Genomic DNA, 21,362 nt, shown 5'->3' on the forward strand with positions numbered 1-21,362 from the left:
TGCGCTCACCTCACTTGTTCCTGTAATGTTCTTGCCCTGGGCTGAAATCTGTGGTTGTCTTGCGTTGACGTCGCTCGCGGCCCGTTAAGGGGCAAGGGCGAGCCGGCATCGGGGGCAGACAATGGTGGCGCGGGTTCGTACGGTCGCTTTCCAGGGCATCGAGGCAGTGCCGGTCGACGTGCAGGTGATGATCGCGCCCGGCAAGGTCAACATGCATATCGTCGGCCTGCCAGACAAGGCGGTGGCGGAAAGCCGCGAGCGGGTGCAGGCGGCATTGCATGCGTCGGGCCTGTCGATGCCGTCGAAGAAGGTGACCGTCAACCTGGCGCCCGCCGATCTGCCGAAGGAAGGCAGCCACTACGATCTGCCGATCGCGCTTGGCTTGATGGCAGCCCTTGGTGCCATTCCGGGCGACATGCTGGCTGGCTATGTCGTGCTGGGCGAGCTGTCGCTCGACGGTACGATCACCGCCGTTGCCGGTGCCTTGCCGGCGGCGATCGGCGCCAATGCCGAAGGCAAAGGGCTGATCTGTCCCTTCGCCTGCGGGCCGGAAGCGGCCTGGGCGGGGCGGGAATTCGACATTCTCGCGCCGCGCAGCCTGATTGCGATCGCCAATCATTTCCGCGGCACGCAGGTGCTGTCGCGCCCGGAGGCCGGCATCCGCGCCGCACCGCGCGACCTGCCCGACCTTGCCGACATCAAGGGCCAGGAGACGGCGAAGCGGGCGCTGGAAGTGGCGGCCGCCGGCGGACACAATCTGCTGATGATCGGTCCGCCAGGCTCAGGCAAATCGATGCTGGCGCAGCGCCTGCCGTCGATCCTGCCGCCGCTGGCGCCAAAGGAACTGCTCGAAGTCTCGATGATCGCCTCGGTGGCCGGCGAGCTCGGCGAAGGCAAGCTGACCGACCGGCGGCCGTTCCGCGCCCCGCACCATTCGGCCTCGATGGCGGCGATGGTGGGTGGCGGCCTGCGCGCGCGGCCAGGCGAAGTCTCGCTCGCCCATCACGGCGTGCTGTTCCTCGACGAGTTCCCCGAATTCACGCCGCAGACGCTCGATGCGCTGCGCCAGCCGCTTGAAACCGGCGACTGCATGATCGCACGGGCCAACCATCGCGTCACCTATCCGGCCCGCATCCAGCTGGTGGCGGCAATGAACCCGTGCCGCTGCGGCATGGCCGGCGAACCGGGTTATCGCTGCCTGCGCGGCGACCGTTGCCGCACCGATTACCAGGCGCGTATCTCAGGTCCGCTGCTCGACCGCATCGATCTCAGGATCGAAGTGCCGGCGGTCTCTGCCAGCGACCTAATCCGGCCCGACCGGGCGGAAAAGAGCGCCGACGTGGCATTGCGGGTGGCGCGTGCCCGCACCATCCAGCGCGAGCGTTTCGAGCGGCTCGGCGTCAACAGCGCCACCACCAACGCGCATTGTTCTCCAGCCGTCATCGAGACGATCGCCATGCCCGACGCCGCAGGCCTGTCGCTGCTCAAGGATGCCAGCGAAAAACTCGCCTTTTCGGCGCGGGCCTACCACCGGGTGCTCAAAGTGGCGCGCACGCTCGCCGACCTCGACGCCAGCGAATGTGTCGGCCGCATCCATCTGGCCGAAGCGATTTCCTATCGCATGAGTTCGGAGCGCATGGCGCAGGCGGCGTAGCCGCGTTCCGCGCAGCTCCGGTTACCTATCGCAAGGTCCCGATGAAATGCAGGCGACGGTCGAAAAACACGCTAGCCGGGAACGGATAGAGCGACAGCTTCTCACGCCAGGTGCGGGGTGTGATACCCGCGGCGGCAAAAATGGCGTCCCACTCGGCCTTGGAGAGATAGTTGTAAGGCAGGCGCACATTGTGCCCCTTGTTGCCCACCCAATCCATGAAACGAAGCGTCTGGTAGGCCGCGAAGCCTTCGCGCAGGTGATCCTTGATGACAACGCCCTTGCGCGCCACGCGGGCCGCCTCGCGCACGAGATGGCCCGGGTGGTCGGCATGATGCAGCACATCGACAATCGTCACCCAGTCATAGGAGCCATTCGCGGCGGGAATGGTGCTGCCATCGAACAGTTCTACCGGGATATGGGTTTGCGGCCTGATCAGCACGTCGATGCCGCGAAACGTCAGCCCCGGCTTTTTTTCCATGATCGCCTTGGCGATGGAGCCGTCGCCGCAGCCAAGATCAAGAACGGTGCCGGCCGGGCCCAGTTCGTCGGCCAGCCGGTCGGACAGGATGCGCACACGGCGCTGGAAAACCGCCCGGTCATGGACGGAATTCAACAGTTTCTTTTCGATCGCCATCGTGTTGGCCATGCCAATGCTCCCGAGCCTTCCAGCCAGCACTAACTGAAAAAAGCAAAGGAACCGTATCCAGCCATAAGAGCCTGCCGCCTTCGGCACGACATTGCCGCTGGGGCTGACGCCGCCGTCTTCGCCGCTCGATGGCCGACTACGCGGACAGGCGACATCCAGTCGGCGCTCCAAACCCTTTCAACGTGGCATCGCCCTACCCTTGACGGGCCTTCAACTCCAGCCTGCGCTTGTGCAGCACAGGCTCGGTGTAGCCGTTGGGCTGGCTTGTTCCCTTGAACACCAGGTCGCAGGCGGCCTGGAAGGCGATGGAAGCGTCGAAGTCGGCGGCCATCGGCCGGTAGAGCGGGTCGCCGACATTCTGCAGATCGACAATTGCCGCCATGCGCCGCAAGGAATCCATTACCTGGATTTCCGAGCAGACCTTGTGGCGCAGCCAGTTGGCGATGTGCTGCGAGGAAATGCGCAGCGTGGCGCGGTCTTCCATCAGGCCGACATCGTTGATGTCGGGAACCTTGGAGCAGCCGACGCCCTGGTCGATCCAGCGCACGACATAGCCCAGAATGCCTTGGGCATTGTTGTCGAGTTCGCGCTGGATCTCGTCGGGCGTCCAGTTCGGCCGCACGGCCACCGGCACGGACAATATGTCGTCGAGCTTGGCCTTGGGCCGGCTCTTCAGCGCCGCCTGGACCGCATGGACATCGACCTTGTGATAGTGCGTGGCGTGCAGCGTCGCCGCCGTTGGCGATGGCACCCAGGCGGTGTTGGCGCCGGCCTTGGGGTGGGCGATCTTCTCGGCCAGCATCGCGGCCATCAAGTCGGGCATCGCCCACATGCCCTTGCCGATCTGGGCGTGGCCGGCGAGCCCGCATTCCAAGCCCGTGTCGACGTTCCAGGCCTCATAGGCGGAAATCCAGGCGGCCTGCTTCATGTCACCCTTGCGGATCATCGGGCCGGCTTCCATCGAGGTGTGGATCTCGTCGCCGGTGCGGTCGAGGAAGCCGGTGTTGATGAACACCACGCGCTCCCTCGCGGCGCGGATCGCCTCCTTGAGGTTGATTGTGGTGCGCCGCTCCTCGTCCATGATGCCCATCTTGATGGTGTTCCGGGCCATGCCGAGCAGGGCTTCGACACGGTCGAACATCTCGACGGCGAAGGCGACTTCCTCGGGGCCATGCATCTTGGGTTTCACGACATACATCGAGCCGGCGCGAGAGTTCATCCGCCGTCCCTTCGGCCCGACATCGTGCAGCGCGATCAGGGCCGTCATCGCCGCGTCCATGATGCCTTCCGGCACCTCGTTGCCGTCGCGGTCCAGGATTGCCGGATTGGTCATCAGGTGGCCGACATTGCGCACCAGCATCAACGAGCGGCCAGGCACGGTCACCGTGCCGCCGGCGGGGGCGATGTAGGCGCGGTCGGGGCTGAGCTTGCGGACGAAACTCTTGCCGCCCTTGCTGATTTCTTCGGTGAGGTCGCCCTTCATCAGGCCGAGCCAATTGCGGTAGACGACGACCTTGTCCTCGGCATCCACGGCCGCGACCGAATCCTCGCAGTCCTGGATGGTGGTCAGCGCCGATTCCAGGATGACGTCGGCAATGCCAGCCGGATCGGTGCGGCCGATCTGGTTGTCGCGGTCGATGACGATCTCGACATGCAGCCCGTTTTTCACCAGGAGCACGGCTTGCGGATTGGCGGCGTCGCCGCGATAGCCGATGAATTGCCTGGGATCGGCCAGCGTCGTCGAGCCGGCGCCGGCGCTGAGCTTCAGGGCGGCGTTGGCAATCGACAGGCCGTTGACCCCTGCCCATTTGCCCGAGGTGAGCGGCACCGACTGGTCGAGAAAGTCCTTGGCCCAGGCGATGACCTTGGCGCCGCGCGCCGGGTTGAAGCCCTTGCCCTTCTCAGCGCCATCCGTTTCGGGGATGGCGTCCGTGCCATAGAGCGCGTCATAGAGCGAGCCCCAGCGTGCATTGGCGGCGTTGAGCGCATAGCGCGCGTTCATCACCGGCACCACCAGCTGCGGTCCGGCCACGACCGCGATTTCCGGGTCGACATTGTCGGTCGAGACGCTGAAGGCCGGCCCTTCCGGCACGAGATAACCGATCTCCTTCAGGAACGCCTTGTAAGCGTTCATGTCGATGGGCGCGCCATTGTCGCGATACCAGCCATCGAGCTTTTCCTGCATGGCATCGCGTTTTGCCAGCAGCGCCCGGTTCCTGGGCGCCAGATCATGGACGATGACCGAGAACCCGTCCCAGAAACGCGCCGCTTCGATGTCGAGGCCGGGCAAAGCTTGGTCGACGACGAAGTCATGCAGCTCGCGGGCAATGCGCAATCCGGCGATCTCGATGCGATCGGTCATCAGGCTACTCCAGATGAAAGGCTTTGCGGGCGTTTGGCATGTCAGGGGTGCAGGGTCAATTCAGCTTAGGGTGTAGGTGGGGCATTTTGGGCGGTTGGCCAATCTCCCCGAGGAGGGCGGAGATGGCTCTTCTTCCTCAAACCGCGATCCTCGGCCTGCCCGAGGCCACCGCCACGATATGCGCTTCGATGAACATGCGCTGCGCTTCGACAGTCGAGACCCGGAACTCCGTCGCCACATCGATCTCGGCGCTGTCGGTGCCGGCATCAAGAGCCCGCTGGGCGACAATGGCGCGCACATCGGCCTCGGCGGCCGCGATCGCCGCAGCCTCGTCGAGGAAATCGCGCACCATCTCACCCGAGGCAAGCCGGAACAGGCCTTCCTTGGGCTGGCTGACGCGGGCCTCCGCCGAAACCCTGACCTGGCCGACGACGGCGCCGAGCGCGTTGGCGACGTCGGTATCCCGGGGCACGACGCAGTCATTGCCGACCAAGGGCGCCAGGCCGGCATAGTGCAGCGGCGCCGAAGCGCCGAGCCCGATGACCGGCCGGTCGAGCGCGACGCTGAGGCGGGCGATGCCGGGGTGAGCGTCGACGGCGCGCTGCACCAGCGCGTGCGCCACCGTCGCCGCGCCGTCGAGCCCGTCCTCGGCAAAAGCGGTTTCCAGGATGTATTCGGCCGACCAGCGCGTCAGGGTCAAGAGCACCCGTTCAGAGATCACTTCCGGCGAGGCCGCGATCGCCTGGCCACGGCCGTCGCGCCTGCGGGCGAACAGTTCGGCGCCAAGGCGGGCGGCGGCGGCATCCCAGTTCGCCTGTTTGCCAAGCACGTGCGCGGCGTCCGACGGGGTGAAGCCCGAGATATGCACCAGCCCGCGCGAGACCAGCCGGTTCAGCGTGGCATTCTGGGCATTCGAGGTCAGCAGCCTGTCGAGGGCAAGCGGCGTCGCGCCGATCGCTTCGTGGAGCTTTGCCTCGGGGGCGGTCAGCCCTGCGGCAAGCCTGTCGGGCACGCCGGTGCGGACCGCGAAGCGGCCATCCATGCGGCCTGTGTTGGGCGCGCGCAACTGGCGTTCGAGTTCTGCGGTCACCGCCTCGCCATGCGCCATGCCGGACAGCGCCAGCGGCACCAGGCGGCGCGGCCCGAGCAGGATTTTCGGATTGAGCGCGCCATCCTCCAGCATCACTTCGGAATCGCCGCCGAGGCCGAAAGTGCGCATCGCGACCGCCTCGACCATGGTGCGGAAACCGCCGACGGTGGCGCCTTCCGGATCGAGCCGCGGCCGGCCGCCATCGAGCACGGCAACGTCGGTGGTGGTGCCGCCAATGTCGGAGACCACCGCGTTGTCGAGCCCGGTCATGTGGCGGGCGCCGACCAGGCTGGCGGCGGGGCCGGAGAGGATCGTCTCGATCGGCCGCTGGCGGGCAAACGCCGCCGAAACCAGCGCGCCATCGCCGCGCACCACCATCAACGGAGCGGCGATGTTGCGGGCCTGAAGGAACCCCTCGGTCGCCGCCACCAGCCGGTCGATCATCGAGATCAGCCTTGCATTGAGCAGCGTGGTGAGCGCCCGGCGCGGACCGCCGAGCTTGGCCGACAGCTCATGGCTCGCCGTAACCGGGAGGCCGGTCCTGTCGCGGATCAGCTCGCGGGCGGCGATCTCGTGCGCCGGATTGCGGGTGGCAAAATAGGCACAGACGGCAAAGCCGGACACCGACACGCCGAGTTCCGGCAGCATCGCCTCCAGCCCGGACAGGTCGAGCTTGGCGGCATTGCCATGCACATCATGGCCGCCCGCGCAAAACACCACCGGGTCGGTGCCGAGTGCCGTCTTCAAACCATCGCGAGCAAGATCGGCCTCGGAAAAGCCGATCATGACCAGCGCCACGCGGCCGCCCTGGCCCTCGACCAGCGCATTGGTGGCGAGCGTCGTCGACATCGAGACCAGTTTGATATCGGCCGGATTGGTGCCCGCCTTTTCCAGCACAGCATCGACGGCGCCCGAAATGCCGACGGCCAGATCATGCCGCGTGGTCAGCGCCTTGGCCTTGGCCAGCACCTTGCCCTTGTTCGGCCCCTCCCGCGGACCCTCGGTCTCGGACCACAACACGGCATCGGTGTAGGTGCCGCCGGTGTCGATGCCGAGGAAGAGAGGGGCAGACTTGGTCTTGGCGGTCATTTTGGGCGAAAGTCCGGGCAGATTGTTTGGTTGCCTGCCCTTAGCCGATACCGGCTTGCGGATAAAGCCGGGAGAGATAGGCCACAAGCGATCTCCCCCCTCGTGGGGGAGATCGGCTACCCATCTATCCCACAAACCCAACCTTCTTGTGGCTGCCATCGCAGAACGGCTTGTTGGCCGAGTGGCCGCAGCGGCACAGGAAGACCTTTGTGGTGCGGTCGATCGTGTGGCCGGTGCCGGTGACGATCTCGACATTGCCTTCGAGCTTGAGCGGGCCGTTCGTGGTCGGCGTCGCCTGCAGCGGTCCGTCGCGGACCTCCAGCGCCGGCGTGTCCTTCAGCGCCGGTTCTCCGGTGGCGGCAAAGCCCGCCTTGATATGGCTGTTGTCGCAGAACGGCTTGTTCTGGGAGGCGCCGCAGCGGCAAAGCGTGGCGCGGAAAAACGTCTCGGCGCCAAGCACGATCTCGGCATGCACCGCCAGCGGGCCGTTTTCGCGCAGCCGCACGGTGTTGACCACGGGCGGCTTTTCCGGCGGGCCGCCATCCTTGCGCGCATAGGTGATCGCGCCCGAGGGGCAGTTCTCGGCCAGTGCGACGATCTTCTCGACGCTGGCCGCCTCGGGATGGATCCACTGGCCCGGCGCGTTGGGCACGAAGACATGCGGGTCGCCGAGCACGCAATTGCGCGAATGGATGCAGCGCTTGCCGGAAAACCCGACGTCGATTTTTTCGCCCTCGACCGTGCCGGCCATCGCGGTGCTCCTGTTGCCTGGAGTACGCCGCTCCTGAATGCACAGGCGCGGCGTGCCCTTGGTATGGTCTTGTTTCGACGCATGTCGTCGCGCCAAAACCGGAAGCCGGTTTTGGGCGGCATGCATGGCCAAGCTATGGCTCGAACAGGAAAACCGTCAAGCTGGCAAACCGGTCAGGGGACCAGGTCGATCTCCTCGGTCTCGCCGCCGCTGCAGGTGTAGCAGCAATCCTCGCATTTTTCCTTGTTGCCGGGGCCGACGCCCCAATATGTACCCTCGTCGCCATCGACCCAGGCCCCGTAGCAGATCGATTCGCCTTCGTTGCAGGAAATCGGCAGCTGCTTGGTCTCGCCGTCGTCGAGATAGAAATCCTTGCCATCGCCCGGCCAGACATAGTCGCGGTCCTGACTATAGAGTTCCAGACGCATGGCATTGGGATGGCTGTTCTTGACAGCGAAGGTGACGTCGCCGGCCTGGGCGGCTGGCACAAACAGGACAGCAAGCGAAAACGCGGCGGCGAGCCGGCGCACGGATGTGAACGACATGGAAAACCCCCGATGTAGAATCGGCCCCCACGGCCGATAGGGGATCATGGCACGACACGGCCCGCCGCTAAAGGGATGATGCCGGCGATTGTTTCCAGATCGTCGCGGCATTTCGCCTTAGCGCTGCCAGAATGGCAGCTTGGCGATCTCAGCCTTGGCCTGCAATTGCGTCAGGCCAATATCGTCGATCAGATGCGGACTGACCTCGGACATTCGTTTGAGGTCCCAGCGAAAGCGTGTCCGCTCGCGCCAGCTTGCCACCATGCTTAGCAGGGAGTGCGGATGCGACGATCGTTGGACGGGCACACCCGGCCGCACTGCCCGATGCTGGACCGATGCGATTGTATTGTTCATGGCAACCTCCATTGGGTTTGAGGGTCCCACACCGTTGGGAACCACCTCACCCGGAAAGAGATTGAATTCTGCAGGATACGAGCGGCGCCGTAATTAAGCCCTCCCAAATAGTTCTCAAAAGTTCCAAACTTGCGCTAACTGTTTGTTTTGACGCCACTCTCGGGAGGGCTAGCCCCGCGTTTCCTGGCGAAACCGCTTCGCACTTTTCCCGGAATTGTCTATAGATGCGCCAATGCAGGGAGAGCGCTTCGCCTTTGGTCCGTTCGTGCTTGATCCGGGTGCGGGAACGCTGCTTCGGAACGACGATCCCGTTGCCGTTGGCTATCGGGGGCTAAAGCTGCTTGCGGCGCTCGTCGCAAAACCCGGCGAAATCCTGGGAAAAGCCGAACTGATGGACGCGGCGTGGCCGGGCACGGCCGTCGAGGAAGGCAACCTCACCGTCCAGATCGCGCAGCTGCGCAAGCTGCTCGGCCCGCCCGGCATTGTGGGTGAAGGGGGCGGGGAATGGATCACGACCGTTCCGCGCGTCGGCTATCGTTTCACGGGGGCCGTCGAACAGCTCGCCGGCGCCAAGCCGAAACCCTTGCCGCTGCCGGACAAGCCTTCGATAGCGGTGCTGCCCTTCGTCAATTTCGGCAACGATGCCGGGCAGGACTCTTTCTGCGACGGCTTGACCGAAGACCTGATCACCGACCTGTCCAGGATCTCCGGCCTGTTCGTCATCGCGCGCAATTCGACTTTTGCCTACAAGGGAAAGGCAATGGACGTGCGCGAGATCGCCAGGGAACTCGGCGTTCGTTATCTGCTGGAGGGCAGCGCGCGGCGCGATGCGGGGCGGGTGCGCATCAACGCGCAGCTGGTCGACGCGGCGAGCGGCGACCATCTATGGGCGGAACGCTTCGACCGCGGCCTGGACGATATCTTTGCCGTCCAGGACGAAGTGACCGCCAAGATCGTGGAGGCATTGCTCGGCCGGCTGCGCGCACCGCCGCCACGCAACCGGCCCACCAATCTCGACGCCTACGACCTGTGCGTGCGGGCGCGCAAGCTGATCGATGATTCGCCGCAGACCGCACGGGAAGCGCATCTGATGCTGACGCGCGCGGTTGCGCTCGATCCCCACTACGCCGAGGCCTATCGCTGGCTTGCCATGAACCACTGGATGGGATGGGTGCATTGGGGCGAGCCGATCGACCCTAACCGCCGCATTGCCCTGGAGCTGGCGCGCAAGGCGGTCGCGATCGATCCCAACGATGCCGGGTGCCACTGGGTGCTCGGCAATTTGCTTGCCTATGAGCATGAGTTCGCCGAGTCGGAGGCCGAATTCGCCAGGGCGTTCGAACTCGACCCGAACGAGGCCGATGCCTGGGCGACATTGTCCGACATAACGACCCTGGCTGGGCGGGTCGAGGAGGCCCTGGAGCAAATCCGCAAGGCGTTCCGGCTGAACCCGTTTCCACCGAGCTGGTACTATCTGACGCTCGGCCAGGCGCAATATGCGGCGCGCGACTACGCAGGCGCCGTCGAGACGCTGCGCCGGGACGAGACCTACCGCACCAGTTCACGCCGCTTCCTGGCGGCAAGCCTTGCGCAACTTGGCCGGCTCGAGGAGGCACGCACGGAGGTGGAACTGTTCCTCGTCGGCAACCCGCATTTCACGACCCGCCATTGGGTCTGGACGGAGCCCTTCCGCGACGACGCGACGCGCGAGCACTTCCTCGATGGCTTTGGCAAGGCCGGCCTTCCCGACTGACGCGCCGGGGTGGCTCCTGCACCGAAGCGCCGCTACGGCACCAGGTCGATGGTTTCGGTTGTGTGCTCCACGCAGATGAAGCAGCAGGTATCGCAAGGCTGGTCGTTGTCTGGACCGACTCCGGCGGAAATCTTGTCGTTGCCATCGACCCAGGCGCCATAGCAGATGCGTTCGCCCTGATTGCAGGAGATCGGCACTGATTTCTGCGAGCCCGGATCGACAAGGAACACCTTGTCGTTGCCCGGCCAGACGGTCTCGCGATCGCGGCTGAACAGCTCGACCGCGACCCCCTCCTTGCGCAGGTTCTTGACGAAAAAGGCCATGTCGGCGGCCTCGGCCGAATTGGCCAGGACCAGTGCCGCCAGCGCAAGCATGCGAAACAGCGTCACCGCCGACCTCCCCGAATCACCGCGGGCAGGTTCGCACGGCGGCCCGGAACTAGGAAGACACGTGGCCCTGCGCGGTGATCTCACGTCCCAGCCTCACCACTTCACGCACCAGCAGATCGAGATCGTCGCGTCGGGTGCGATGGTTGGTGATCGCCACACGCAACCAGTGCCCGCCATGCACGGTGGTGTCGGAGAGTGCAGCGATGCCTTGCTCCTGCAGCCGCAACATGATCTCGGTGTTGAGCGCCTTCAGCGCTTCGCCCGCCAAACCGGGCTGATAGCGGAAGCAGACGATGTTGATGGTCGGCGCCGCCGCAAGCTCCAGCGAAGGCTCGGCCTCGATCAGCCCGGCCAGATAGGAGACCTGCGCGATGTTCTGGTCGATCAGGCGGCCGAATTTTTCGACGCCATGTTCCTTCAGTGCCATCCACACTTTCAAGGCACGAAAGCCGCGCGACGTCTGCAGACCATAATCGTGCAACCATTCGCCGGAAGCGAGGCCGCGCGGCGTCGATTCCAGATATTCCGGCGTCACCGCGAAGGTCCGGCGGTGCGCGGCGGCGTCCCTGACCAGGGCACAGCCGACCTCGAAGGGCGAATGCAGCCATTTGTGGGGATCGAGCGCGACCGAATCGGCCCATTCGATGCCGGCGACGCGGTGGGCGTTTTGCGGGGCGATGGCGATCAGCGCGCCGATGCAGCCATCGACATGGAACCAGAGGCCTTCCTCGTGAGCGAGTTTGGCAAGCGCCCGCAGGTCGTCGATCGCCCCAGTGTTGACCGTGCCGGCATTGCCGACGACGCAGGCCGGTTTGAAGCCGGCTGCCCGGTCCTCGACGATCGCCGCGCGCAACGCGTCGATATTGATCCGCAGCCCGGCATCTGTCGGGATGCGGCGCAGCGCCCGATTGCCGAGGCCCAGCGCTTCCATCGCCTTGCGGTGGCAGGAATGGATCTGGTCCGAGCCATAGAAGCGCAGCGGCTTCTCGATGGCTGAAACGCCGTGCTCGCGCACGTCGACGCCGGCCTTGACGTTGCGCGCCACCGTCAGCCCGATGATGTTGGCCATCGAGCCGCCGCTGACCAGCGTGCCGGAGGCCGAGTCTGGAAAGCCCAGCATCTGCTTGCACCAGTTCACCACCTGGCCGTCCATCAGTCCGGCGGCATGGTTGCCGCCACCGAGGTTGGAGCCCTGTATCGCCGCGAGGAAATCGCCGAGCGCGCCGGTGAAGTTGCTGGACCCCATATACCACGACCAGAACCGTGGATGGATGTTGCCCATCGGATAGGACATCACGGTGCGGGAGACCTCGCCATAGACGACGGCAAGCGGTGCCGGCGAGCGCGGCAGGGGTGCGGTGAAAAGATCCCGCACCTCGCCGGGCATCTCCCGCCAGACGGGGCGCTCGCGCACCTCACGCAGGTAGTCTACCGCATCGTCGATGATTCGATGCGAGAAGGCCTGCACATCGGCCCAGTCGGCGGGGTCAAGCGTTTCCTCGGCCGCCATGCCGAGGCTTTCCTGCGCGATGTCCATGACAGCCTCCCGTCAAGCCGCCGGAAACTGGCAGCCGGGCGTCGAGCGCGAGAGCGCCAGCTCATCGGCATCCATTTCAGCCTCGACGCCGTCGAACAGCGGCGTCGACATGTAGCGCTCGCCCGTGTCGGGCAGCATGCACAAGATCACCGATCCGGCCGCCGCCTTCTCGGCGACCTGGCGCGCCACGGCGAAGGTGGCGCCGCCGGAAATGCCGGTGAAGATGCCTTCCTTCTGGGCCAGCGCCCGCGCCCATTTGATGCCCTCCGGACCGGCGATCGGCATCACCTCGTCATAGAGGCTGGCGTCGATCGCCTCCTGCAGCACGTTGGGGATGAAGTCCGGCGTCCAGCCCTGGACGGGATGCGGCTCGAAGGCCGGGTGGCTGGCGGCTGGCGCGCCATCGGCACCGCGCTGCTGCGCCTTGCCGCTGCCGATCAGTTGCGCGTTGGCCGGTTCCGAGAGCACGATGCGGGTGTCGGGCCGTTCGCGGCGCAAGACCCGCGCCACGCCGACGACCGTGCCGCCGGTGCCATAGCCGGTGACGAAGCAGTCGAGCCGCGAGCCGGCGAAATCGTTTATGATTTCGCGCGCGGTCGTCGACTCGTGGATGGCGGCATTGGCGGCCGTCTCGAACTGGCGGGCAAGGAACCAGCCATTGGCCTCGGCCAGTTCGACCGCCTTCTTGTACATGCCAAAACCTTTTTCGGCGCGTGGCGTCAGCACCACCTTGGCGCCCAGCATGCGCATCAGCTTGCGGCGCTCGACGGAAAAGCTGTCGGCCATGGTAACGACCAACGGATAGCCTTTCTGCGCGCAAACCATGGCAAGCCCGATGCCGGTATTGCCGCTGGTCGCCTCGACCACGGTCTGGCCGGGCTTCAGCGCGCCGCTGCGTTCGCCCTCTTCGACGATGTTGAGCGCCAGCCGATCCTTCACCGAGGCGCCCGGGTTGAAGAACTCGGCCTTGACGTAGATGGTCGCATGGGCCGGCGCGAGATTGTTGATGCGCACCACCGGCGTGTCGCCGACGGTGTCCAGGATGCTGTCGAACAATCGGCCGCGCCCCGCGGTGGTTCTGATTTGTTGTTTGTTCAACATCGTCGATCTCCTCGATCGTGTTCTCACGGGCCGGTTACAAACCGGCGGCCTGGGCGGCGAGGTTTCGACACCTTGCCGCGATATGACGTGCCGCTCATACGGCAAAGGTGACATCGGGCGCGAAAGCATCGCCACCGGATGCGCCGTGTCGGGTCTGTGATAGAGTAAGGGCCGACAGGCCAACGTGGGAACAGGCGTGGAAACCGACGTGGAAACCGCACAGGCGAGGCGGGACGGCAGGGCAACGGCCCCGTCCGTGCGCCTGCTCGGACCGCTGGCGATCACACGCGACCAAGTGCCAGCCACCCTGCCGGGCTCGCGCAAGCTGCGGGCGCTGTTGGGTTATCTGGCGCTGGCGCCGCACCCCGTCGGCCGCTCCCGCCTGTGCGAGCTTTTGTGGGATGTGCCCAACGATCCGCGTGGCGAGCTGCGCTGGTGCCTGAGTAAGTTGCGCACCGCTCTGGACGGGCCGGAACGGGGTCGGGTCGTCACACAAGGCGATACGGTGGCGCTCGATCTCGAGGATTGCCCTGTCGATGCGCTGGAGGTCAGCCGCGCCTGCTTCGAAGGCATCGCAACGCTTGGTGTCGAGCGCCTGCGGGCGCTGGCGAAATTGTTCGCCGGCGAGTTCCTTGACGGCCTGGAGCTCGAGCGAAGCCCGCTTTTCAACAGCTGGCTGACGGCACAACGCCGTCGCTTCGGTGCTTGGCACGTGGCCGTGCTGGAAAGACTCGTCGAAACCCTGCCGGCGGATTGCGACGAAGCGGTCGCTCATCTCGACAGATGGCTGGAACTGTCGCCGTTCGAGGAGCGCGCGCACCGGGCGCTGCTGGCCGGTCTGGCGCGGCGTGGCGCCGTCGGCGCGGCTGAGCAACATCTGGCGGCGGCCGAGCAGCTGTTCGGGTCGGAAGAGCTGGATTTCGCGCCGCTGCGCGCGGCCTGGCAAACGATCCGCGAGCGGCGGCCGGCCGGCTTGTCCATGGTATCGCAGCCGGTGGCCGGGCCGACCGTGGCCGAGACCGCCGAGCCGAGCCACGCTTCGCTGGCGGTGATGCCGTTTGCCGGAGAGGCGCGCGGCGGGCTCGCCGACGGCCTCACCCACGACATCATCACCCGTCTCGCCAAGCTGCGGGATTTCTTCGTGATCGCGCGCGGATCGGTGTTCGCGCTGGCCGACAAAGGTATTGCGCCCGAGGAGGCGGGCCGCCGGCTGAAGGTCGACTATGTCGCCACGGGAACGGTGCGCAGCATGGCCGGCCGCCTGATCGTCAGCGTCGAACTCGTCGAGGTGCGCACGGCCAGGATCGTCTGGGCCGAGACCTTCGAGCGCCGTCCGGACGACATCTTCGCCGTGCTCGACGACATTGGCGACAGCATCGTGTCGTCGATCTCGGCCGAGATCGAGACGGTCGAACGCAACCGCGCCCTGCTCAAGGCTCCCAACTCGCTCAATGCCTGGGAGGCCTACCACCGTGGCCTCTGGCACATGTACCGTTTCACGCAGGCCGAGAACGAAACGGCACGGCACTTCTTTGCCAGCGCCCTGCGGCTTGATCCGACCTTCGCCCGCGCCTATGCCGGCCTGTCCTTCACCCATTGGCAGAACGCCTTCCAGCGCTGGGGCGACCGCGATCGCGAAAGCGCGCTGGCCTTCGAGAGTGCCGGGCAGAGCTTGCTGGTCGATGACCACAATCCGGCCGCGCACTGGGCGATGGGGCGGGCGCTGTGGCTGCGCGGCGAACAGGACGGCGCGCTCGGCGAACTGGAACAGGCGGTCAAACTCAGCCCCAATTTCGCGCTCGGCCATTATGCGCTGTCCTTCGTCCATTCGCAGTCGGGCGACCCGCGGGCGGCGATCGGCTCCTCCGACCATTCGCGCCATCTCAGCCCTTTCGATCCGCTGCTGTTCGGCATGCTGGGGGCGCGGGCCATGGCGCACGTCCGGCTCGGCCAGTTCGAGGAGGCGGCCGGATGGGCGCTGAAGGCAGCCGCCCGGCCGAACGCGCACGCCATCATCCTGGCGATCGCGGCACATTGCCTGGCACTGGCGGGGCGGCTCGAAGAGGCGCGCGGCTTTGCCGCCGCCATCCGCAAGACGTTGCCGGACTACCGCGCTGACGATTTCATCGCCACTTTCCGCTTCGAGCCCGATGCCGAGGCGTTGTTTCGGCAAGGCGCCAGGCGGATCGGGCTCGGCTGAATTTCGTGCTTGAACACCTGCGTTAACGAAGTCGGAAGGAGTTGCTTAACCGTTGGCGGCTATGTGACCTCGCGGGGGGTCCATGGCAAAGTGAGTATGATGAGCGACAGCCCCGACAAGCGCAGCGAATGGCGCGCCATCCTTCATGTACAGGCCCGCATCGCCGTGCTGTTCGTTCCGGTCGTGGCCAGCCTGCTGCTCATCGCCGCCCTTGCCGGCAACGATCGCAAATCCGTTCCCGACGTCGACCGCACGGTTACCGGATCGGTGCGATAAGCAGGCCGAACCCGCTTTTCCACGGCTCTTCGAAGCACTCAATAGAAGCGCGGGATCGGGCCGTTCTGCGGGGTCGTGCGGTCGCCGAGGTCCAGAAAAACCTCGTCGACATAGCACCAGCCCCAGCCTTCCGGTGGGTCGTAGCCCTCGATGACAGGATGGCTGGTGGCGTGAAAATGCTTGGTGGCGTGGCGGTTGGGGGAGTCGTCGCAGCAGCCGACATGGCCGCAGGTGCGGCAGAGCCGCAGATGCACCCACCAGGAGCCGCTCTTCAGGCACTCCTCGCAGCCGAGCGCGCTCGGCGTCACGTCCTTGATCCCGGCGGCGTGTCTGCATTCATCCGCCATCACACTCTCCCGATCTATCTCTCAATTGAAGCATGATCTTTTCCGAAAACCGGTTCCCACCTTTCGGGATCATACTTGAGGCGCGTCGGCCTGGCTGCCGTCCCGCGCAAGAAATGCATGCAACGCCGCCACCACCTGAGCGCCCTCGCCGACAGCCGCCGCGACGCGTTTGACCGAGCCGGAGCGCACGTCGCCGATGGCGAACACGCCGTTGCGGCTGGTCTCCATCACGCCATGCGCCGATGCTATGTCCGATCCGGTGCGGATGAAACCCCTGGCATCCAGCGCCACGTCGGATTGGGCGAGCCAATCGGTGTTCGGGTCGGCGCCGATGAACAGGAAGAGATGGCGGATCGGCCGCGTCGTCGAGGCGCCGCTCGAGCGGTCGCGCCAGCGTACCGTGGCGAGATTGCCTGCCTCGCCGTCCAGCGCCTCGATTTCGGCGCCGGTCAGCACCTCGATGTTCGGCTGCGCCCTGATGCGCTCGACGAGGTAACGCGACATCGAGGCCTCGAGGCTGCCGCCACGCGCCAGCAGCACCACTTTCCTGACCTGGCTGGCCAGGTAGGCGGCCGCCTGGCCGGCCGAATTGCCGGCGCCGACCAGCGCCACTTCCTGGCCGCCGCAAAGCCGCGCTTCGATGGGCGAGGCCCAATAATGCACTGATGTGCCCTCGAACGCGGCGAGGTTGGCGACATCGAGGCGGCGATAGCGCGCGCCGCTGGCGATGACCACCGAGCGCGTGCGCACCGTCTCGCCGTCGCCGACCGCGAGCTGGTAGCGCGCACCGTCGGTGGCGGCACCGAGCAGCTTCACTTCGTCGGGGATGACCATCTCGACGCCGAATTTCTGCGCCTGGTTGTAGGCGCGCGCCATCAGCGCCATGCCGGTAATGCCGGTGGGGAAGCCGAGATAGTTCTCGATGCGCGCTGAGGCGCCGGCCTGGCCGCCGAAGGCACGGCAATCGAGCACGATGGTCGACAGCCCTTCCGAGGCCGCGTAGACCGCCGCCGCCAGACCGGCCGGTCCGGCGCCGACTATGGCGACGTCATAGACCTTGCTGGCGTCGACCGGCCGCAGCAGGCCGATGCAGCGGGCGAGGTCTTTCTCCGCCGGATTGAGCAGCAGCCTGCCATTCGGGCACAGCACGACCGGCAGGTGGTGGGGATCGACCTGGAAGTGCTCGAACAGCGTCTTCGCGCAAGGATCGGTTTTGGAATCGAGCACGCGGTGGGGCTGGCCGCTGCGGGCGAGAAAGCCTTGCAGGCGAAGGACGTCGCCATTGTCGGCAGGTCCGACGATGATGGGACCGATCGTGCCGCTCTCGAGCAGCCCGACGCGGCGCAGGATCAGCGCCCGCATGATGCGCTCGCCGAGATTGGCCTCCTGCACCATCAGGTCGCGCAGTCGCTGCGACGGGATGACGAACGCCTCGACCGGCTCGGCCGCCTGCGCATTGACCAGCGAGGGACGGGCCGAAAGCTGCGCCAGCTCGCCGGCGAAGCTGCCCGGGCCATGCGTGACGATCGTCTCGCGCCGGCCAAATTTGCCGTCCTGGGTGATATCGACCTTGCCCGCCAGCACCACGATCAGTCCCGGGGACACATCGCCGGCCTCGAAAATGTGCTCGCCGGCGGCATAGGCGCTGGCCTCGCCGAACCGGCGCATGCGCTCGATGTCCGCCTCGGCTAGGACGGGAAAAGCCTGGTCGCGGCGGGCGCCGAAGATCGCGGTGCTGGATTGAGACATGATTGCGAGCGTAGCGAAGGGGACGCGCGGTTTGAAGCGGTTTGTTCGGGGACTGGCCAGGAGGGCAGGTTTGGCTGATTGCCGCCGGGATCGATGTTGGGAAGATCTATCGCGCCCGACTTGGTTCATCTGTGGTATAAAAGACCCTAGGAGAGCATATGATCGAAGGCGAACAGGAACTCGTCGCCCGCGGCTGCGGTAAGTGGTCAGACCCGGACGTGCCCAAAGGCGGCTGGTCCTACGAGCACCTGCGCGACCTGGGGCCTGGCAAAGATCGGCACAAAATCTGCGAAATGTGCGAGGCTATTCATATCCGCTTTGTTCATGTCATGCGGCACCCAACTGGTCTTGAGCTTGAGGCCGGCTGTATCTGCGCCGGCCATATGGAAAACAATCTCGCAGTCGCAAGGGCGCGCGACGACGACCGCAAGCGAGCGGCCGAGCGTGTGACAAGCCGTGAGAAAGCCCTGGTCAAAGCTCGGATCCAACTCAGCGAGATCGATGGTGGAACAGAGAGCCACGACGACATGTCATTGTTGGTGATCACGAAGCTGGAGCGGCTGCGCAAAGTTGTCGCTCGTCGCGTTCGCGAAGCCGAGAAGGATGCGCGCGATCATTACTACATTGTAGAGCACATAGAGCATTCCGACTTTCTGGCCGAGGTGGAGCTTGCCATCAGCAGGGCCAAGGACCGGCTCAAGACGCTTTTGGCTCGGGCGCGGGCTGGGCAGCTCGCCTTGGAACTGGAACGTCCCGTCTGGTGGGAAACATCGAAGGGACGGCGCTTCACGACCTCGTACAACGACCGCGTCCAGATCTTCCGTCAAGGTGACGGGAAGTGGAGCGGACTATACCAACTGGCCGGTGACACCGACCCAACATGGGCCAAGCGACGTTACCATGACATGGAAGCAGCAACGGACGCTGCCCTTGCCGTGCTGAAGCAAAAGCTTCGCAAGGCCGGCCGTCTTCCCGAATGAGACTGTTCGGTGGGTCCTCCCCGGCTCTCAGGACCAACAGGAGGCAGTAACGCGCAGAGTGTCGGCAGATTCATGGTAAGAATGTATGCTGCCCGAATTAAACTATTTCAGCTCCGTCCAATCCACCAGCCCGTGGTCTTTGACCGGCTCGATCTGGTCGGGCACTGTGTGCTGACAAAATATGACAAGGTTACTGCAAACGTAGCGAGCACTTGGGACAAGAATCCCGGACGGATCATTCGCCTCCATTGATCCTAGAAAGTGGGCTGCCTCGCCGACCTGCTGACAAGTTGGATATTCAGCCTTCCGGTAAAGGTAGTCCAGACGTCCAAAATTTGCGATGTCGACCCCGAGACGGGCCAATAAATGACGATCGGAGAGGTCGTAAATTCCGTTGAGGGAGACCTCAATTTCATGGAGCGTGTAGCGTAGCTTGGAGGGGAAAACTGGTTGCCCCGCTTTGAGGTGAAAGTACATCTCAGCAATCGCACCCCTACGCTCCAGCGATGTGTAGAGAACTTCGAATTGCCCGGTGTCCCAGCGATTTCCGGCGGAGGAACCTTGGCAGGGATCCCGTCCCTCGCGAACGACGCGCCAAACACGTCCCTGATACGATGCAACAGGTAACTCTTCCATCGAGTCGATTAGTCGACTGTCGCGCGGAGGGAATCGGTTCAAGGTTAGAGATATCCATCAGAATCGAGTCGATTCAATACATTTAACACATCAATGGTACGGCCACTATGGATGAGATCAACCGCACGTTCATCCCCTAGCTGAGGGTGTCGCGAATACAGCCAAGTACGGATTTCTTCCTCAGTATAGTAATCCTGCAACCGCCTGACAACGTAAACAAGATCAGAGAGCACCATCTCATTACGCGGCTGAGGTCTGGCTAAGCCTGTACGCCAGCGGGAAACGGTGGCTTTCGATACTTGCGTCAAGTTAGCGATGTCCGTTCCTCGCAAGCCTCCAGCCTGCTCGATCTCCTCCAAGCTACGTGCGATAGAATTGGCAGTTGAGCTGCTCATGGCCTCTGTCCACGTATCTCATGTTCTTCAAGGCGCGATAGCCGCTGGACTGGGCGCGCTACGGGACCTAGTTCAACCATACGCTCAGACAGCTCTGTCAGAGAATTGGATTGGCGACTCAACTGCTTGTGATGATCTCCCATCCGTTTCATTAGTTTGTCCACATCCACGTCATTGGATTTCGCAATCTCCGGATTGGGGATTAAGTTCTTGATTTGTTGCATGCGCTCAACGGCCGGCTCGACTCGTCGTTCAACGAAATCCTTTGGCCTGTGCAAATTCGGCACGTTTGCCAAAGCTTCGAAATTGGTCACAGCCTCTTTGGAAGCGAGTATCTTAGGATCATTGGTAACGTCGCTTGGCGTTCGAACGCCCGGCAAGGCAACACTTGGAGACAAGAGACGCTTGGCGCTCTTAGCAGACAGCAATGTTTCGTACTCATTCAGCGTCAGAGACTTGTTGATCAACGAGAGATTTATTCTCGCCGCCCGCCCGCCCGGTTTATCTGGGTCGCGCTTCTTGGCAGGCTTGTCCCATGGTCGAGCATCAAAACGTTCGCATTCCGCGATACCATGAGCGAAGCCGGACGATGCTCCGAGTGCCATCACCGCCTCACCGACGAGACCACCCAGGTAGTCGTTAATGATGGGCTTTCCGAGGTTATGAAATTGCACAAGCGAAGAAATGAGGGCCACTAGAGGCTGAGCAGCGGAATCGTTGCCAAAGCCGGAAGCACGAATCCACAGATTGTCGAAAGGCAGATCAGATAGAGCCTGCATGATCTTCAATCGCATCTCGGGATCGTTCAGCATGAGATGCGGTAGGATCAATAAGTAATCTATCGCATTATGCTTGGCGCCTTCATGGTCAAGCGCCCTACGCAATTCAGAACAAGAACCGCGATCAATGTCCAGCCAATTGAGCCCATTTTCCGGGTGAAGGAAGTGGCCGGGGGACAATACAGCATCGACATCATATTCAACTGCGCAGCGCGCAATTTGGCCAAAGATGTCGCCGGGATGGCCCCGCAGAAAGCAAGGCGCGGTCACCAATTGACCCCCGGCCACCTGCGACCATGGCGCGTCTTTTGCGCTCCCGCCAAACTTGCTGAGCGCCGCTAATTCGGCGGCTTTGGTGTCGAGCACGATCTCTCTACCGGCTTCTTTGAACTGCTTAATCTCGCTCCTCAGGTATCGTAGGCGGGATGCATCAACGACAACTCGTTTCGCGGCAAGGTGCCCTTCAGCGAAAAGGCTTGCCGTTCGCTTGTGAGACACCTCCCCAAGCCGGACGAATTGCGCGAGCGGCTCCACCGGCGGTGACTTCTGCGGAAACTGAACGATGTCGGCGCTCATGGTCGCTTGTTCCGTATTGGTTTCACGATTTCAGTATATGAAACCAATACGGAACAGTCAAGGCATACCCCTTGTGCTGCGCCACGCGGTGTGGTTGAGCCCGAATTCCGCAGCCCTGTTCTGAGCTCCGGCCAATCATGTTATGCCATCGTC

At 64.2% G+C, this 21,362-nt stretch carries 20 protein-coding genes; 6 read left to right on the forward strand and 14 right to left on the reverse strand.

What is annotated here, in order from left to right; genetic code table 11:
- The first annotated feature begins 121 nt into the window (after nt 1-121).
- Nucleotides 122-1,654, forward strand: coding sequence for a YifB family Mg chelatase-like AAA ATPase (locus FJW04_RS01650; RefSeq protein ID WP_140711961.1), 1,533 nt, complete (start codon nt 122-124; stop codon nt 1,652-1,654).
- A gap of 25 nt (nt 1,655-1,679) precedes the next feature.
- Here FJW04_RS01650 and FJW04_RS01655 read toward each other — a convergent pair whose 3' ends face one another.
- From FJW04_RS01655 to FJW04_RS01680, 6 genes are all read right to left on the reverse strand, one after another.
- Nucleotides 1,680-2,300: a class I SAM-dependent methyltransferase gene (locus tag FJW04_RS01655; protein ID WP_140619811.1), complete on the reverse strand. Its 621-nt coding sequence runs from the start codon at nt 2,298-2,300 to the stop codon at nt 1,680-1,682.
- A 193-nt stretch (nt 2,301-2,493) separates the two neighbouring features.
- The gene (locus tag FJW04_RS01660) at nt 2,494-4,662 is read right to left on the reverse strand and encodes a malate synthase G (RefSeq protein WP_140711963.1); all 2,169 of its coding nucleotides are present in this window, start codon (nt 4,660-4,662) and stop codon (nt 2,494-2,496) included.
- A 136-nt stretch (nt 4,663-4,798) separates the two neighbouring features.
- The gene (locus tag FJW04_RS01665; protein ID WP_140711965.1) at nt 4,799-6,841 is read right to left on the reverse strand and encodes a hydantoinase/oxoprolinase family protein; all 2,043 of its coding nucleotides are present in this window, start codon (nt 6,839-6,841) and stop codon (nt 4,799-4,801) included.
- 124 nt (nt 6,842-6,965) lie between these two features.
- Entirely contained in the window at nt 6,966-7,592 is a 627-nt protein-coding gene (locus tag FJW04_RS01670) for a CDGSH iron-sulfur domain-containing protein (protein ID WP_015314696.1), read from the reverse strand.
- Nucleotides 7,593-7,765: 173 nt separating this feature from the next.
- Nucleotides 7,766-8,137 (reverse strand): hypothetical protein, encoded by a 372-nt coding sequence (locus FJW04_RS01675; RefSeq protein WP_140711967.1) that lies wholly within the window; start codon nt 8,135-8,137, stop codon nt 7,766-7,768.
- A gap of 117 nt (nt 8,138-8,254) precedes the next feature.
- On the reverse strand, nt 8,255-8,491 hold the full coding sequence (locus FJW04_RS01680; RefSeq protein ID WP_140711969.1) for a DUF1127 domain-containing protein: 237 nt from the start codon (nt 8,489-8,491) through the stop codon (nt 8,255-8,257).
- Between the two features lie 232 nt (nt 8,492-8,723).
- Here FJW04_RS01680 and FJW04_RS01685 point away from each other — a divergent pair, with 232 nt between their 5' ends.
- A complete protein-coding gene (locus FJW04_RS01685; protein ID WP_140711971.1) occupies nt 8,724-10,244 on the forward strand; it encodes a winged helix-turn-helix domain-containing tetratricopeptide repeat protein in 1,521 nt (506 codons plus the stop codon).
- 32 nt (nt 10,245-10,276) lie between these two features.
- On the opposite strand, the gene FJW04_RS01690 is transcribed toward FJW04_RS01685, so the two are convergent.
- Genes FJW04_RS01690 through cysK form a run of 3 tightly spaced genes read right to left on the reverse strand, consistent with a single transcriptional unit; the run spans nt 10,277 to nt 13,271 of the window.
- Complete coding sequence (locus FJW04_RS01690) at nt 10,277-10,633, reverse strand: hypothetical protein (protein ID WP_015314700.1); 357 nt, start codon at nt 10,631-10,633, stop codon at nt 10,277-10,279.
- Nucleotides 10,634-10,682: 49 nt separating this feature from the next.
- On the reverse strand, nt 10,683-12,170 hold the full coding sequence (locus tag FJW04_RS01695; RefSeq protein WP_140711973.1) for an aspartate aminotransferase family protein: 1,488 nt from the start codon (nt 12,168-12,170) through the stop codon (nt 10,683-10,685).
- 12 nt (nt 12,171-12,182) lie between these two features.
- Entirely contained in the window at nt 12,183-13,271 is a 1,089-nt protein-coding gene (cysK, locus tag FJW04_RS01700; protein ID WP_140711975.1) for a cysteine synthase A, read from the reverse strand.
- Between cysK and FJW04_RS29845 the strand changes: the two genes are divergently transcribed.
- From FJW04_RS29845 to FJW04_RS01710, 3 genes are all read left to right on the forward strand, one after another.
- Nucleotides 13,213-13,431, forward strand: coding sequence for a hypothetical protein (locus FJW04_RS29845; RefSeq protein ID WP_181172879.1), 219 nt, complete (start codon nt 13,213-13,215; stop codon nt 13,429-13,431). The genes cysK and FJW04_RS29845 overlap by 59 nt on opposite strands.
- 36 nt (nt 13,432-13,467) lie before the next feature.
- Nucleotides 13,468-15,471, forward strand: coding sequence for a BTAD domain-containing putative transcriptional regulator (locus tag FJW04_RS01705; protein WP_181172849.1), 2,004 nt, complete (start codon nt 13,468-13,470; stop codon nt 15,469-15,471).
- A 99-nt stretch (nt 15,472-15,570) separates the two neighbouring features.
- Nucleotides 15,571-15,747: a hypothetical protein gene (locus tag FJW04_RS01710; RefSeq protein ID WP_023772044.1), complete on the forward strand. Its 177-nt coding sequence runs from the start codon at nt 15,571-15,573 to the stop codon at nt 15,745-15,747.
- A 38-nt stretch (nt 15,748-15,785) separates the two neighbouring features.
- Here the strand turns inward: FJW04_RS01710 and FJW04_RS01715 are convergent, their stop codons facing one another.
- The gene (locus FJW04_RS01715) at nt 15,786-16,094 is read right to left on the reverse strand and encodes a UBP-type zinc finger domain-containing protein (protein ID WP_095773379.1); all 309 of its coding nucleotides are present in this window, start codon (nt 16,092-16,094) and stop codon (nt 15,786-15,788) included.
- 69 nt (nt 16,095-16,163) lie between these two features.
- Nucleotides 16,164-17,843, reverse strand: coding sequence for an FAD-dependent oxidoreductase (locus tag FJW04_RS01720; RefSeq protein WP_140711977.1), 1,680 nt, complete (start codon nt 17,841-17,843; stop codon nt 16,164-16,166).
- Between the two features lie 158 nt (nt 17,844-18,001).
- Between FJW04_RS01720 and FJW04_RS01725 the strand changes: the two genes are divergently transcribed.
- Entirely contained in the window at nt 18,002-18,823 is an 822-nt protein-coding gene (locus tag FJW04_RS01725) for a hypothetical protein (RefSeq protein WP_140711979.1), read from the forward strand.
- Between the two features lie 102 nt (nt 18,824-18,925).
- Here the strand turns inward: FJW04_RS01725 and FJW04_RS01730 are convergent, their stop codons facing one another.
- From FJW04_RS01730 to FJW04_RS01740, 3 genes are read right to left on the reverse strand one after another with little or no spacing between them, the layout of a single operon-like run.
- Entirely contained in the window at nt 18,926-19,501 is a 576-nt protein-coding gene (locus tag FJW04_RS01730) for an RES family NAD+ phosphorylase (protein WP_140711981.1), read from the reverse strand.
- A 2-nt stretch (nt 19,502-19,503) separates the two neighbouring features.
- Nucleotides 19,504-19,854: an antitoxin Xre/MbcA/ParS toxin-binding domain-containing protein gene (locus tag FJW04_RS01735; protein WP_140711983.1), complete on the reverse strand. Its 351-nt coding sequence runs from the start codon at nt 19,852-19,854 to the stop codon at nt 19,504-19,506.
- Nucleotides 19,851-21,209 carry a hypothetical protein gene (locus FJW04_RS01740; protein ID WP_140711985.1) on the reverse strand — a complete coding sequence of 453 codons (1,359 nt, stop codon included), beginning with the start codon at nt 21,207-21,209 and terminating at the stop codon, nt 19,851-19,853. The genes FJW04_RS01735 and FJW04_RS01740 overlap by 4 nt, the downstream gene beginning before the upstream one ends.
- Nucleotides 21,210-21,362: the final 153 nt, after the last annotated feature.

This window comes from Mesorhizobium sp. B2-7-3 (genome assembly GCF_006440715.1).
Taxonomy (GTDB): domain Bacteria; phylum Pseudomonadota; class Alphaproteobacteria; order Rhizobiales; family Rhizobiaceae; genus Mesorhizobium; species Mesorhizobium australicum.